Origin of the sequence: Salinibacter sp. 10B, from assembly GCF_002954405.1 — a bacterium.
GTDB lineage: Bacteria > Bacteroidota > Rhodothermia > Rhodothermales > Salinibacteraceae > Salinibacter.
The window spans coordinates 2,297,096-2,310,816 of sequence record NZ_MQWC01000004.1 but is presented as its reverse complement, the minus strand read 5'-3'; the positions used below and the strand labels follow the sequence as shown (position 1 = coordinate 2,310,816).

The window sequence follows — 13,721 nt, the reverse complement described above, 5'->3', positions numbered from 1 at the left end:
CTACCCGACGATGGGGGCAATTCGGCCATCAAGGCGTTTGGGGTTTCGTCTTGAGCCGATCATGTTTGCGGCGGAGCTGTTCGGTCGGCGAGAGGGCGTAATCGTACTGGAAAAGCGCACCCATCCACGATCCGTACTGGGAGTTGGGAAGGACAATCCAGCGTGTGCCCCAGAAGTCGGCGTGCCGGTGGCTCATGCGACGACGAGCGGCGAGGGACGTGTCGGCGGGCTCGACGAAGTCGCCCAGGTTGTCGCCGACAAGCAGCAGCACGCGGTAGCGCTCCGCCACCCAGGCGCGGCGTGAGGCTTTCGGCGTCCAGCCGGGCCGTTCGCCCTGCGTGAGCACGGCGTCCGGCGCATCCTCCACCGGAAAGCCCAGCGCTCGGAGATTAGCGCGCGTGGCCGCCTCTACAACCGAGTCCCGATTCGTGAGGTAGATGACCTGCACGCCCATCGAGTCGGCCTGCTGCGTAAAGCGCAGGGCTCCAGGCACCGCGTCGGCCTGTTGTTCGCGACACCAGGCGTTCCAGCTTTGAGTGTCGTAGGATTCATTGTTTTGTACGAGACGAGCCTGATAGGCACTGTTGTCGAGCACCGTCTCGTCAACGTCCAGCACCACGGCGGGGGGCTTCTCACGGTACTGCGCGGCCGACTCCTCAGCCTGGGCCAATGCGGCGGACCAGCTGGAATCAGTCAGGGCCCGTTTCATCATGACCGATGCTAGGCGGTAGGTCCCCTGTGTGACCCCGTCGTATTCAACCGCCGTCTGGGTCCAAAGTGTAGCGTCGAGGTTGGGATGGCGCAGGTGAGCGCGCTCCGTCTGCGCCGCGAGGGCCTGTTCGAGACTGTCGGTCACGCGGGCCAGACTGTCGGCTCGTGCTGCTGCCTCGGTGGAGGCGGGGGCGGAACGGGGATGTGTGGTGCCACATCCGGTTGTGAGTAGGACCATCGTTCCAATGGCATACAGGACGAAGGAGGGGGAGAGCGTGCGAAGGGCGGCCATCGGCGGTTGGGGGTGGGGAAATAGAAGTTGAGAAGGAGAAGCTGTTTCAGGTGGGATCCCGCCCAGCGACGTATGGAACGTCGGCTTCCGGGATCCTAAAGAAGCCGTTTTATACCGAATCCTGCTGCAGACTTCAGGTAGGAGGTACGGCGGTGCAATACGCAAAAGCCTCTCGCATCGCCGGTGCCGTCAAGGATGGCACCAGAAGCGCCGTTGGACTCCAACGGCGCTACGGAAGCCTGATTCCTACCGGAATAGAGCTCCCGGGGTTGGTATTACGTTCCATATACTGTGAGTCTGGCGGGATGCTTGGGGAAAGACGTTGGGCCCGTGTTGCGTACAGCTGCTTTGAGCAACAGTGAGTTCGTTAAACAGAACAGATCCCGCCTCCCGTTTCGGTGCGTTCGACTCCGATCAGCATCATGGTCCTCCCGCTTCCCTAGGACTCAGATCCTGTATGTATCAGCATGGACGAAGCACCGGGCCTTTCGTCTCCTGTGTAACGCCTTGGACTCCAACGACGCTACACAACCCTCTCGTCCGAGGGGACGAGTTCATACCTCCCCACATTCTAGAGCGACGAGGGGGCGTTGCTGGAGACCAAGTGACTTCAATCGAAAACTTGGGGCTTGGCGTCTAAAAAACGACCCGCAATGGTTGCAAAAGCCGATTTTGAGTAGGGCAAAGTCCAAATCCATGATTGAAGTTACTTAGGAGCGGATACGCGTAACACAACACGTTCCAATACCAATTGCAAAGGAGGACTGTGCACTGCGCTACGAACATGCCAAAGGACTTTTCGTGCAGCATGGACCAGTTTTTGTGATCCCTTTACGATATGGGCGGTGTCGCTGTCCGGTCCTTTGTTGTGCTGTTAGAGAGTAGGATGGTCGGTTGTCCCTGAATTCAGTATCCCTCTTCAATGACCCTCGATCTTGACCTTGAAGGTGTCTTCCGAGATGGGGGGGTCCTCTGGGCTGCGTTTTTTGCGTCCCTGATCGTTAGTCGTCTCATCGAATACGGGCTCGTTCGGGCTCATCACTCGCTGGATGTAGCGCTGTGGAAGCACGAGTTGGTCGGGGGACTGCACGACCTGGAGTTTTCGTTGTTTGTGGCGGTGGGGATCATTGGGGGGTATCTCACCCTCTTCTCGATTGCGGGAAGGTCCGTGGCCTTCGGGGTCACACTGGCGGGGCTTGTGGTGCTCATTGTGGGACATTTGGTCCTCATTCGCTACTACACCACCACACTGCAGCCGCTGGGCCTGGACTTTTGGGCCTACGACCTGACGGAGGTCGTAGACACGGTTCAGACCTCCGGTGCCGGCAATGTCGTCTTCTGGGGGAATGCGCTCGTCCTCATCGCAGTGCTTGTGGGCAACGCGTTTTTCCTTCGCGCGGGGGGCGTCCCCGATAAGGCCCTTTATGCCGTCGGGATTCTCGCCCTCCTCAATTTGTTTGTTTCGACGTCTGCCTTGGATGCCGACCGCCCCGCGGCCGAACACCTTGCCCTCAACAAAACGGCATACTTTCTTGGGGAGAGCGCAGCGTGGGCTTTTGCCTCGTCCTCCACGGAGTACCAGCCCAAGACGGAGCCCACCGACAATGTTGCGTCTGCCGATGCTTCCGTGCGGAGCCGGGAGTATCCCTGGATGTACCGGGCGAACTACGAGGACGTGCTGGGGCCATTTTTTGACCAGGCCAAGCTGGACGCCCTTGACCGTCCCCCTCACGTCGTGGTCATTGTGTTCGAAGGGTTGGGGACGACCTTCATCGGAGAGGAGGCGCGGTATGGAGGCATGACGCCGTTCGTCGACTCGCTGGCGCGTGACGGGCTGTACTGGAAAAATTTCCTGAGCACGACGGGGCGTACCTTCGGTCTCATGCCCTCTCTTTTTGGCGCTCTGCCCTTTGCTGAGCGCGGCTTCATGGCGATGGGCGACGACATGCCCCGGCACCAGACGCTGATCCGCCTGCTGGGAGAGCGCGGATATCATACCAGTTATTACAGCGGATTCGACACGGCGTTCGACAATGTCGACCAATTTCTAAAGCGGCAAGAGATTGATCGTCTCGTGGACCGGTCCGAGTTGCATCGGCGCTTTGGGGGCGATCCTGGGGCTACGGAGCGGTACTGGGGCTATCCCGACAAGGAAATGTTTTCCCTGGCGACCTCGATCATCGATACCGTTGATCGGCAGCCGCGTCTCGACATCTTCCACACCCTGCAGTCCCACGATCCCTTCGTGGTGCCGGAGGAAGAAGACTACTGGCGCCGCTTCGAGCAGCGGCTCCAGGCACTCAACCTTAGCGAAGACGAGGCTGCGCGCTATCGGACGTATCAATCGGAATTGACGACCCTTCTCTATACCGACGATGCCCTTCGCCAATTCTTCGAATGGTACCAGTCGCAGCCTGCGTACGAGAACACGATTTTTATGATTACCGGCGATCATCGGCTGATTCCAATTCCGCAGCCGACCCAGATCGCCCGCTATCACGTCCCGTTCCTCCTCTACTCGCCCCTTCTGGCCGAAAGTGCGACCTTTGCATCCGTCTCCAGTCACGCTGACGTGGGGCCGACCCTCCTCGGCTTTCTCCAGGCACAGTTTGGGCTTTCGTGGCCGGAGACGGCCCATTGGCTGGGCACGCGGATTGACACGGCGCGGCAGTTTCGCAATGTCCACTCGCGGCCGCTGATGCGCAACAAGAATCAGCTCATCGACTATCTGCACAAGGATTACTACCAGGCCGACGACCAGTTGTACCGCCTGTCGGAGGGAATGGCGCTGACGCCCGTGAACAATCCCGACAAGCAGGCCGATTTGGAGCAGCGCATGGCCCGCTTCAAACGGGTCAACCAGTACGTGACGCAGCAGAACAAGCTGTACAGTCCGGAGGTGCCGGGGCACGAGCTTCCGCCCACCACGCCGTACCGGGCGGCGTCGGCGCCCGATGGGCCCGCGTCGCCTCAGCAGGCCATCGACACGGTGCTTGCGCGCATCGACGAGCAGGACTTGAATACGACTGAGCAGTTTCAGGTAGCTCGGCGAAAGGCCTTCGATGGGGACTATGCGGTGGCCCGGGCTCTTTGTCGTCGTCTTTTGCAGACAAGCCCGGACTACCACGACGTGCGTACGCTGTTGGGGCGCACCTACGCCTGGACGCAGCAGTTCGACACGGCTCGCGACCACTTTCGCACCATTCTCCAGCGCAATCCGGCGTACTACGATGCGTACAACGCCCTCGCCGACGTAGAGCTGTGGGCCGGACGCCCGCGAGCAGCCTTGGAGACGATCAATGCGGGGCTAGACCGCCACCCCGATCGGGCCGACTTCCTGGCCAAGAAGGCAAAGGCACTGCTTGCCCTTAACCGTTCTGCGGATGCCACGCAGGTTGTAGCAACTCTCGAGCAGACGGCCCCGGACTACGACGAACTTCCCACGCTCAAGAACCGCCTCCATCCGTGAACCGATTTGTTTTTGTGTCTAGATTGTGGATTCAGCCGGGGACGGGCGTGCTCGCGGGGATGATTGTTGCCCTCCTCTTTGGCGTGTCCGTCGTGCACGGCCAGTCGGTCGATTCTCTCTTTGCCCAGGCGCGGACCATTGCGTTCGAGGACGAGAACTACGAGAAGGCACGCGCCATGGCCTACCGGGCGCTGGACGCAGCCCCCAACTATCACGGCATCCGGGTTTTTGTGGCCCGTACACTTGCCTGGGAGGAGCAGCACGACCAGGCACGACGCGAACTGCGGTATGTGCTGGAGCGGGATCCGGACCACTACGAAGCCCTGAAGGCCATCATTGATGTCGAGACGTGGTCCGATCATCCCCAAGATGCCCTCACGTATGCCAACCAGGCCCGAGAGCACTATCCCGAAGATCCGTACTTCATGCGCAAGCGCGCGTCCATCCTGCAATGGATGGGACAGCCCGACGCTGCGGCTACGCAGCTGAATGCCGTTCTGGCCTCCCGGCCTAACGACGACGAAGCCCGGGAGGCCTTGCAAAGCCTTCGGCAGGACCAGATGCACTACACCACCACGCTTGCCGCTCGCCGCGATGCCTTTCAGGGCTCTCGAACGCCCTGGACCTTTGGGGCAGTGAGTGTGGGGCGATCAACGTCCATCGGGAGTATCACTGGCCGCGTCCGCTACGCACACCGGTTTTCCACCAGTGGCCTGCAGTTTGAGGTAGATGCGTATCCGTCGCTGATGAGCGGGCTTTATGCCTACGTGAGTGGGGGCGTGTCGGCGTCGTCGATTTTTCCGGACTATCGCTTTGGGGCGTCTCTCTACAAAAGCCTTCCCTACAGCCTCACAGGAGAGGTTGGGGTGCGCCATCTCAATTTTGGAGGAGGAAATACATTTATTTATACCGGCTCGCTTACGAAGTACTGGGGCAATTACATGCTTCGAGGGGCGAGCTACGTCACGCCGTCTTCTGGGGGTACGTCCGTATCGGTGGGAGGAACCATGCGTCGGTATTTGGGCGGAGCCCGTACGTACGTGGAGCTGGCCGGAAGTGCCGGGACTTCGGCCCGCGAGGCAATGTTTGAGGAAGATGTGCAGCGTCAGTCGTCCTGGAGTGTGTCGGCCGGTGGGCAGATGGCGCTGAACTATCGGACGCTGCTTCGCGGGTCGGTGGGGTACGACAGGGAGGAGTTTCCGGCGCGTGTCCAAAAGCGAGTGAGCGTGCGCCTCTCCGTCTCGTATAAATTTTGACGCGGGAATGGGCGAGGCACGTCGCGAGGCGTCGTGCGGTTGCTGGTAAAAGCAACCGATGAAATTTGGCGACGTAAAAAAGAGACGGACGCTCGCGTTTTTGTACATCAACTTCCATTCCCATGTCCAACGAAACCCTTTTTGAGTTTGAGCAGACCTTTTCTCGGGCCAACGTGGCCGCCTACCTGCGCGAAATCGCCGACAAGCTGGACGGCGACGGCACGCTGGAATTTGCTGCGGGGGGCGAAACGACGTCCGTGTCCGTGCCCGAGCGCCTGCAGTTTGAGGTGGACGTAGAGCGGGACGCACACGAGGACGGCTCGGCCGAAATGGAAATCGAGTTCGAGCTGGAGTGGCACGAAGACGACGACGGCACCGCGCAGGGCACGCTGGAGATTGGATAATGCTCGTGTAGGGGCGAGGACGGGACGATTGACGAGAGGGGCCCTCGTGATCCGTAACGCATGTCGCGTGACGCCGTACCCATCTCCCCTCACGTCGCACATCATGTTGACGGGACACGTACTCGCCCCATTCCAGGCGGTACCTCGGAGGCAGGGCTACCCGTCCCGATCAGCGTGCTGCAGCACTAGATCGTCGCGGTGCACGACGTGGTCGGCGGGGGCATTGCCCAGGATGTCCTCGATGGCATGGCTCTGCCGGCCCTGGATGCGGCGGAGCGCCTCCGAGCCGTACTGGGTGATGCCCTTGCCAATTCGGGAAGTGGGGGCATCGGTTTCCTCTGTGACAGCAATTTCCACGGCATCGCCCTGCCCAAACGGGCCTTCGACGGCCACCACGCCGGAGGGCAGGAGGGAGGCACCGTGATCTTGAAGTGCCTGGGCGGCCCCGGCATCGATCACGATGCGGCCGGTGGTGGGGAGGGCGTGCAGCATCCAGTGCTTGCGGGCGGAGAGGGGGCGCTCGGCGCGCCGGAAGAGGGTCCCCGGCATCTCTCCACGCCCGAGGGCGTCGAGGTGACGCCCCTTCGTTCCGTTCACGAGCACCGTGTCGATGCCCCGGTCCGTGGCCTTCTCGGCCGCCTCCACTTTCGTCTGCATGCCTCCGGTGGCCACCGCCCGGTGCGATCCTCCCACCATCTCGTAAATTTCTTCGGTGATCTTGTCCACCTCGGGGAGCTGTTTGGCGGACGGGTCCTGGTGCGGATCGGCCGTATAGAGGCCGTCCACGTCCGAACAGATGACGAGGAGGTCCGCTTCGGCAAGCACGGACACGTAGGCGGCGAGGTTGTCGTTGTCGCCCACTTGGAGCTCTTCGGTGGCCACCGTGTCGTTCTCGTTGACGATGGGAAGCGTGCCGCGGTCCAGCAGCTCCGCGATCGTGTTTTTGGCGTTCACGAAGCGGGATCGGCGCTGCAGGTCGTCGTACGTGAGAAGGACCTGCGCGCACGTCACGTCGAAGAGGCGGCGCCAGTGGGCCATGAGCAGCGGCTGCCCGATGGCGGCGAGGGCCTGCCGCTCAGGGATGGAGAGGCCGGTGCTGGGATCGTCGCGGTTCTGCTCGGCCAACCCCGCGGCCACGGCACCAGAGGAAACAAGGATCACCTCTTTTCCTTGTCGTCGACTCTCGATGATAAACCGGGCAATGGGCAACAGGTGCGTCGTGCTGCAGCCGCTATTGTCGGGGGCGATGAGGGCGCTGCCGACCTTTACGACGGCGCGGTTCCAGTCGGGGAGGGAGGGAGCAGAAGGCATGGGGGATCGAGAATCGAGGAGGAATGCCCACGTTGGATGGAGAGGCCGCCACTCTCCACCTAAAGAAGAGAGGCCCCGGCGCATCGGCAACCGACCGGCGGGCCTTTTGCTGTGCCTTCATCAAGGGGGGCTAATACCGAAGGTGCTGAAACGGCAGTCCCCAGTTCAGTACGAGGCGCGGGCTGAGGTAGGTGTCTGTGCCTCGTTCGGCGTCGACCAGGCGTTCGCCCCGCACGGCGGCCGTCACGCGCAGGTGGGGCAGCACCTCATACGCGAGCGCGGCCTCCAGGACCCCCTGCCGCTGCCGGATGCCTTGAAGCATTGGCACCGGACGACTCCGGACCCGGGGACGAGAGGGCACGGTGGCGTCCCCCCCGTAGTTAGCGGTGACGGTTCCATCGGGGCCGATCTCGTTGCGCCCGTGCACCGTCCAACTGCCGTGGAGCAGCGCGTGCCACGGGCCGGGGGGCGTGTAGTCGAGGAAGACGGAGAGATCGATGCTGTTGGGGCCGGCGGGATGAGTGACGACGTCGCTCATGTGGGTGAAGGCCGAGGCCGAGGTGCGGTGGCTGTAGAGGTAGGGGCGGAGGCGTGCGGCTTCGATGCGGGCCGACAGGTGCGGCACGCCCGGCTCCACGACGTGCAGGCCCAGCATCCAGCCCCACTTGTTGGCCCACCACTGATTGCCGATCTCAGGGACGCGGAGTTCGTCCAGGACGAACTGGCCATAAATGTTCGCGCCCGACAGGGGGCGCCAGGACCCACCCAGTCCCAGCAAGGTATTTCCAGCACTCCCAAGGTCCCGCTCCATGGGCCGAAAGACGATGGCCGGATTGAGATAGCCGGGATCGAAGCCGGTGCCCCCGGCGGTGGTGTCGCGCCCCATGATGATGCCCTCGTAGAAGTCGAACGTAAGCGCGTCGGTCACGTGGAGCGTGAGGTGGTGAAAAACCCCGTACCGAGAGGGACGACGCGGGCCGCTGGCAATGCTTTGAGACTCGGTGTCGAGGAAGCGGGCCAGCAGGTAGTTGTACTGCAGGGGCCCGAGGGTTGCGCGGATCTGTGCCTGATCGTAAACGGTCCCGTAATCGGAAAGGAACAGGCTGCCCTGTCCCGGTCCCCAGTGGTTTCGAGCCCGGCCGAGACGCACCTCAAAGTGCCGACTGCGAAGCCCTACGACGCCGGTGGCCTCGAAGAAGTTGTAGGGGTCGCCGTTGTCGTAGAAGGAGATGTGCCCCACGCGCGGCGCCGTGTTGTTGGCGAACGACGGCCAGACGGGCCGCCACTGATTCTCCGACACCCGGCTTTCAAAAAAGAGGTGATCGCCCACGTGGCCCGAGAAGCGGAGGCCGCGCGTGTTGCGCCAGGCGAGGTCGTTTGCGAATCGGGACGACGACTCGCTGTGGACGGACGGCCCGAGAAAGCCGTAGTACCGCGGGTTGAGCTGCAAAGCGTAGTCTTCGCCTGCGAGTGAGATCAGGTCCCGCCCATTCTCGTACAGCGAAAATGTGCGCTCGGCCCATTCGGCGCCGGGACGATCCGTGGTTCCCCGAAGCCAGGCGAGGTGTTCTCGATTTGCCGGCGTGAGGATCTGCTCGGCACTGTCGCGAACGGCAAGGGAGTCGAGGTAGCGACGGGCCTCGTACACCGACAGCGGCTGGTGGGAGAGGAAGGCGTCTGGCAGATGGCCCTTCGTCTGCTGCGACTGGAGGAACCGGTGGGTCTCGTCGTCGATCTGGAGGAGGCCGTCGGTTTGTGCCTGGGCCGTTCGGGCCGTGCAGAGTCCAATCGTGCAGAGTCCAATGAGGAGCAGAAGGGAAGGAAGAAGCCGTCGAGTCACGGGGGAACGTTGAAGGTTGGAAGGTTGAGCGCTAGGACCGGGGACTCTTCGTGGACGTAAAAAGGAAAATTCCAAGGGTAGAGAAGGTCCGTTAGGCGATGCTGGTATGCGGTTTTGTCAGCAGAGGCGGTCGATATCACGTACACCCGAATTCGCCCGTCCTACGAATGCATCGCCTCACCGATCCACCCCTCCAAGTCGTTTCCGTTGTAACTGCAGGGTATCATCCGCCTTCGACATCCGAACATCGTTTTCTGTCAACGTTCGCACCTTCACGCTTTCACCCTCCGCCAGCATCTTCAGTAGGCATTCTGATTCGGTCTTCCGACTCCACTCGGGAGAGCCACAGGAGGTCGAACGGGTTCATAACGAAGCAATCCCGAGCTCGGCCCGTTTACCCAAACTCCTCAACGAAACTCGGCACATCCCTTCTGCTCTATGGAATCGATTGATCCCGCTCGCGGGCTCTTCTGCAACCGCACGCTCAACCTGCGTGGCATCCGGGCCATCGGATATGACATGGACTACACGCTCGTTCACTACCACATGCGCGAGTGGGAGCAGCGGGCATACAGCTTCATCAAAGAGGGACTGCTGGCAAAGGGCTGGCCGGTGGAGGACCTTGCTTTTGATCCTGATCTCGTCATTCGGGGGCTCGTGCTCGATACCGAGCACGGCAATGTCGTAAAGGCCAACCGCTTTGGGTACGTGAAGCGGGCCTTTCACGGGACCGAACCCCTCAATTTTGATCGACAGCGAGAAGTATATCAGCGGACCCTGGTTGATCTGGGGGAGGATCGATGGCACTTTCTGAATACCCTCTTTTCCATCTCGTCGGCCTGTATGTACATGCAGCTCGTCGACCTGCTCGACGCCAATAAATTGGGCAGTTCAATGGGCTACGCCGACCTTTTCGAGGAGGTACAGCAGACGCTTGACGAGGCGCACATGGAGGGGCGCCTCAAAGAGAAGATTGTGAACAACCCGGGGCGCTTCGTGAACCTGGACCCGGAGATGCCGCTCACGCTGCTCGATCAGAAGCGCGCTGGTAAGAAGGTGTTGCTCATTACCAACTCGGAGTGGGACTATGCCCGCCCGATGTTGGAGTATGCCTTCAATGACTTCCTGCCGGAGGGCATGACGTGGCGTGATCTCTTCGATCTATCGATTGTGGGCGCCCGCAAGCCGGATTTCTTCTCGGTGCGCATGCCTGCGTTTCGGGTGGAGAGCGAAGACGGACTCCTACGCGAGCACAAGAATGGGCCGCTGGAAGAGGGGCACGTTTACGTAGGAGCCAATGCGCCGCTGGTAGAGGAAAGTCTGGGCCTACGGGGCGAGGAGATTCTCTACGTGGGAGATCACCTCTTCGTCGACGTCAACGTTTCGAAGAAGGTGCTGCGCTGGCGCACGGCGCTTGTGGTGCGCGAACTGGAGACCGAAATTGAAGAGTTTCAGGCCTTTGCCGAGAAGCAGGATCAGTTGTCGGGACTCATGGAAAAGAAGGAGCAGCTGGAAGCGGAGTTCTCGGCCAAGCGGCTGCAGCGGCAGCGTCTCAAGAAGGACTACGGCGGCCCGAACGGGCCGGATGCGAAGACGCTGGAAGAAGAGATGCAAACGCTCCGCACCCGCCTCACGGCGCTCGATGAGCGCATTGCTCCTCTCGCCAAGGAATCGAGCCGCCTCGTGAACGAGAACTGGGGGCCCCTCATGCGCACCGGCAAGGACAAGAGTCTATTCGCACGGCAGGTGGAGCGCTACGCGGACGTCTACACGGGCCGCGTGTCGAATTTCCTCCACCATACCCCCTTCACGTACCTGCGCTCGCATCGTGGCAGCCTGCCTCACGACGAGGCCGCTGAGCGGGAGCCGAAGTACTCCTCCCTCACCTCTGGCTATGAGTGGGACGAGACAACAGCCAAGGAGCGGGGGTAGGGCAGGACAGAAAGGGCTTTGATTCAAGGAGAGGGGCTGTCTGGCGAAATCGACCTAATCTGTGTGCGTCTGGGAGTGTGGGCGTATGGGGGGGGCACCCGGGGACACAGGTAACAGAAGAGACCGGCAACATGGGGGACAGTTCAGCAGAACCAACGGCTCCTCCCCACTCCCACACGCACGTCCCTCATCGCACATCCGGAAGAGCAGCGGCATGCGAGCGGTCGTCGGCTAATTTGAGCTTCCAGCGTACGGTTGCCCAAATCCCCCACCGCCCGGCGTTTCGATGCGGAGACGGCTGCCCACGGGAAGACGCCGGGAGAAGTGAGCGGGCAATACCTCTTCCTGGCCGTTGGGATGCACGAGGACGTTGCGGCCGGGCGCGCCTGGGTCACCGCCGTCGCGTCCCCACGGTCCCTCCGTTCGGCGCGTGCTGAGCATGGTCACGGTGACGGGCACCAGCACCTCGTACTCCCGCACGAGCCCGTCGCCGCCTCGGTGCTTGCCCCCGCCCCCGCTTCCGTCGCGGAGCCGATAGGCGACGACCCGAAACGGATACGCCTGCTCCAGTGCCTCAATGGGCGTATTGAGCGTGTTCGTCATGTGTACGTGCACGCCGCTGAGGCCATCTGCTTCGGCACTCGCGCCCATTCCGCCCCCAATCGTTTCGTAGTAGGCAAACGAGGAGCCGTCCGCACGAGTCCCCCCAATCGTAACGTTGTTCATCGTGCCCTGACCGGCGGCAGGGACCCGAGTGGGAAGGGCCTCCGCGAGCGCGCCGAGTACCGTGTCCACGATGCGCTGCGAGGTTTCGACGTTGCCCCCGGCTACCGCGTGTGGGGGATCGGCGTTGACGATGGATCCCTCAGGGGCGTGTACCGACACGGGCACGAGGCTCCCAGCATTCATCGGCATGTCGCTGCCCACGAGGCCCTGCACCGCGTAGTAGCAGGCGGATTCGGTGATGGGCAGCACGGCGTTCAGGTTGCCATCGTCCGCCGGATCCGTTCCGTCAAAATCAAACGCCACGGATGTTTCCCCGATCATGGCAGTGACGCGAATCGTGGCGGACGTGTCGTCGGCCAGCTCCAGCGTGTCCTCGAATGCATAGGTGCCGTTCGGCCACTCGGCCAGGGCCGCACGGACTCTACGCTCGCTGTAGGTCTGCAGATGATGGGCGTAGGCCGTGACTTCTTCGGCGCCATGCGTTGCCGCGAGATCCTGAAGGCGCCGCTCGCCCACGGCGTGAGCTGCGCGCTGGGCCGACAGGTCGCCGCGCCGCTCCTCCGGCGTACGGACGTTGCGGAGGAGGAGCCGCAGGACGCTCTCGTTTGGGGAGCCTTCTTCGTACAGCTTGACCGGGGGAATGACGAGGCCCTCCTGCACCAGCTCTGTCGCCAGCGGGAGCGAGCCCGGCGTCATGCCCCCCACGTCGGCATGGTGTGCGCGGCTGGCCGCAAAGAATGTTGGCGTGTCGTTGTTCGCCACAAAGACTGGTGAGACCATCGTGACGTCCGGGAGGTGCGTGCCCCCCTCGTACGGGTCGTTGAGGATCACGATGTCGCCGGGGGCCCAGGCGTCCACGCTTTCCAGGGCGGCGGCCACGCTGGCGGGCATGGCGCCGAGGTGGACGGGGATGTGGGCGGCCTGCGCCACGAGGCGGCCCTCCTCGTCGAAGACCGCACAGGAGAAGTCGAGACGCTCCTTGATGTTGGGCGAGTAGCTGGTACGCTGGAGCGTTCCGCCCATTTCATCGGCCACGCCCTCGAACCGGTGGCGGTACAGCTCCAGCAAAATGGGATCGGCGTCGCTCATAAGAAGCGGGAAGTGTGCGTGTGCGATTCGCGGGCCTGAAAGATGCGAAGGCGAAGGGAGAGAAGAAATGCCATTTCCCCAAACGCTCTTAAGCGTGAATCCAGGGCGAAGGGGGAACGAACGGCACGCTCCTGCGGATAGAGCACGATATTTCCGTTCATTCTCACTCCCGTCCGCATTCACATGTCCACTACCCACCTCCTTGCCCGCGCCGTCATCCGCCGAGACGATAGAGTCCTCGTCGTTCAGGCGAAAGGGCAGTCGCACACCTTTCTGCCGGGCGGGCACGTAGAGAACGGCGAGGGACTGACGGGATGCCTCCGGCGCGAGTTGCGGGAGGAGTTGGGTGTGGAGTCGATCGTGGGGGCATACCGGGGCGCCGTGGAGCATCGGTGGCACCGGGACGGGGAGCCGCAGTACGAGCTCAACCACTGCTTCGCCGTGGAGGCCCCGGCGCTTCCGTCCGGCACGGCCCCGGCGGCGCAGGAGGGCTACCTCTCGTTCGCGTGGGCCCCGGCGGATGCGCTCGGCGAGGTCCACCTTCAGCCGGCGCCGCTCCGCACCCTTCTCGCCGGGGAATCGGCCGCAGAGGCACCGTGGTGGGCGTCGACGATGCCGTAACGAGTGCGAATCGATGGAATCGGGCGATGGGGTGGGCGGTAGAACTGTACCGGTGCTCGTCCGAACTGCC

At 62.4% G+C, this 13,721-nt stretch carries 9 protein-coding genes; 5 read left to right on the top strand and 4 right to left on the bottom strand.

Annotation, left to right across the window (positions count from 1 at the left end; all coding sequences use genetic code 11):
• Positions 1-28 precede the first annotated feature (28 nt).
• Positions 29-1,003 (bottom strand): 5'-nucleotidase, lipoprotein e(P4) family, encoded by a 975-nt coding sequence (locus tag BSZ35_RS09550; RefSeq protein WP_258096175.1) that lies wholly within the window; start codon positions 1,001-1,003, stop codon positions 29-31.
• Positions 1,004-1,925: 922 nt separating this feature from the next.
• Between BSZ35_RS09550 and BSZ35_RS09545 the strand changes: the two genes are divergently transcribed.
• The 3 genes from BSZ35_RS09545 to BSZ35_RS09535 all read left to right on the top strand — a co-directional run bounded on the left by BSZ35_RS09545 (position 1,926) and on the right by BSZ35_RS09535 (position 6,132).
• The gene (locus BSZ35_RS09545; RefSeq protein ID WP_105012220.1) at positions 1,926-4,472 is read left to right on the top strand and encodes a sulfatase-like hydrolase/transferase; all 2,547 of its coding nucleotides are present in this window, start codon (positions 1,926-1,928) and stop codon (positions 4,470-4,472) included.
• A gap of 14 nt (positions 4,473-4,486) precedes the next feature.
• Complete coding sequence (locus BSZ35_RS09540; RefSeq protein ID WP_146110046.1) at positions 4,487-5,728, top strand: YaiO family outer membrane beta-barrel protein; 1,242 nt, start codon at positions 4,487-4,489, stop codon at positions 5,726-5,728.
• Positions 5,729-5,850: 122 nt separating this feature from the next.
• Positions 5,851-6,132: an amphi-Trp domain-containing protein gene (locus BSZ35_RS09535; protein WP_105012218.1), complete on the top strand. Its 282-nt coding sequence runs from the start codon at positions 5,851-5,853 to the stop codon at positions 6,130-6,132.
• 156 nt (positions 6,133-6,288) lie between these two features.
• On the opposite strand, the gene proB is transcribed toward BSZ35_RS09535, so the two are convergent.
• Both proB and BSZ35_RS09525 read right to left on the bottom strand, forming a co-directional pair.
• Positions 6,289-7,443 (bottom strand): glutamate 5-kinase, encoded by a 1,155-nt coding sequence (proB, locus tag BSZ35_RS09530; RefSeq protein ID WP_105012217.1) that lies wholly within the window; start codon positions 7,441-7,443, stop codon positions 6,289-6,291.
• A gap of 130 nt (positions 7,444-7,573) precedes the next feature.
• Complete coding sequence (locus BSZ35_RS09525; RefSeq protein WP_105012216.1) at positions 7,574-9,283, bottom strand: hypothetical protein; 1,710 nt, start codon at positions 9,281-9,283, stop codon at positions 7,574-7,576.
• Positions 9,284-9,721: 438 nt separating this feature from the next.
• Here BSZ35_RS09525 and BSZ35_RS09520 point away from each other — a divergent pair, with 438 nt between their 5' ends.
• Positions 9,722-11,215 (top strand): HAD-IG family 5'-nucleotidase, encoded by a 1,494-nt coding sequence (locus BSZ35_RS09520; protein ID WP_105012215.1) that lies wholly within the window; start codon positions 9,722-9,724, stop codon positions 11,213-11,215.
• A gap of 231 nt (positions 11,216-11,446) precedes the next feature.
• Here the strand turns inward: BSZ35_RS09520 and BSZ35_RS09515 are convergent, their stop codons facing one another.
• A complete protein-coding gene (locus BSZ35_RS09515; RefSeq protein WP_105012214.1) occupies positions 11,447-13,030 on the bottom strand; it encodes a hydantoinase B/oxoprolinase family protein in 1,584 nt (527 codons plus the stop codon).
• A gap of 183 nt (positions 13,031-13,213) precedes the next feature.
• On the opposite strand from BSZ35_RS09515, the gene BSZ35_RS09510 reads away from it, so the two are divergent.
• The gene (locus BSZ35_RS09510; RefSeq protein WP_105012213.1) at positions 13,214-13,651 is read left to right on the top strand and encodes an NUDIX domain-containing protein; all 438 of its coding nucleotides are present in this window, start codon (positions 13,214-13,216) and stop codon (positions 13,649-13,651) included.
• The last annotated feature ends 70 nt before the right edge of the window (positions 13,652-13,721 follow it).

What these genes read in the sequence shown, in the direction of transcription:
- BSZ35_RS09550 (WP_258096175.1), bottom strand. Translation starts at nt 1,003, where the DNA reads ATGGCCGCCCTTCGCACGCTCTCCCCCTCCTTCGTCCTGTATGCCATT.
- BSZ35_RS09545 (WP_105012220.1), top strand. Translation starts at nt 1,926, where the DNA reads ATGACCCTCGATCTTGACCTTGAAGGTGTCTTCCGAGATGGGGGGGTC.
- BSZ35_RS09535 (WP_105012218.1), top strand. Translation starts at nt 5,851, where the DNA reads ATGTCCAACGAAACCCTTTTTGAGTTTGAGCAGACCTTTTCTCGGGCC.
- proB (WP_105012217.1), bottom strand. Translation starts at nt 7,443, where the DNA reads ATGCCTTCTGCTCCCTCCCTCCCCGACTGGAACCGCGCCGTCGTAAAG.
- BSZ35_RS09520 (WP_105012215.1), top strand. Translation starts at nt 9,722, where the DNA reads ATGGAATCGATTGATCCCGCTCGCGGGCTCTTCTGCAACCGCACGCTC.
- BSZ35_RS09515 (WP_105012214.1), bottom strand. Translation starts at nt 13,030, where the DNA reads ATGAGCGACGCCGATCCCATTTTGCTGGAGCTGTACCGCCACCGGTTC.
- BSZ35_RS09510 (WP_105012213.1), top strand. Translation starts at nt 13,214, where the DNA reads ATGTCCACTACCCACCTCCTTGCCCGCGCCGTCATCCGCCGAGACGAT.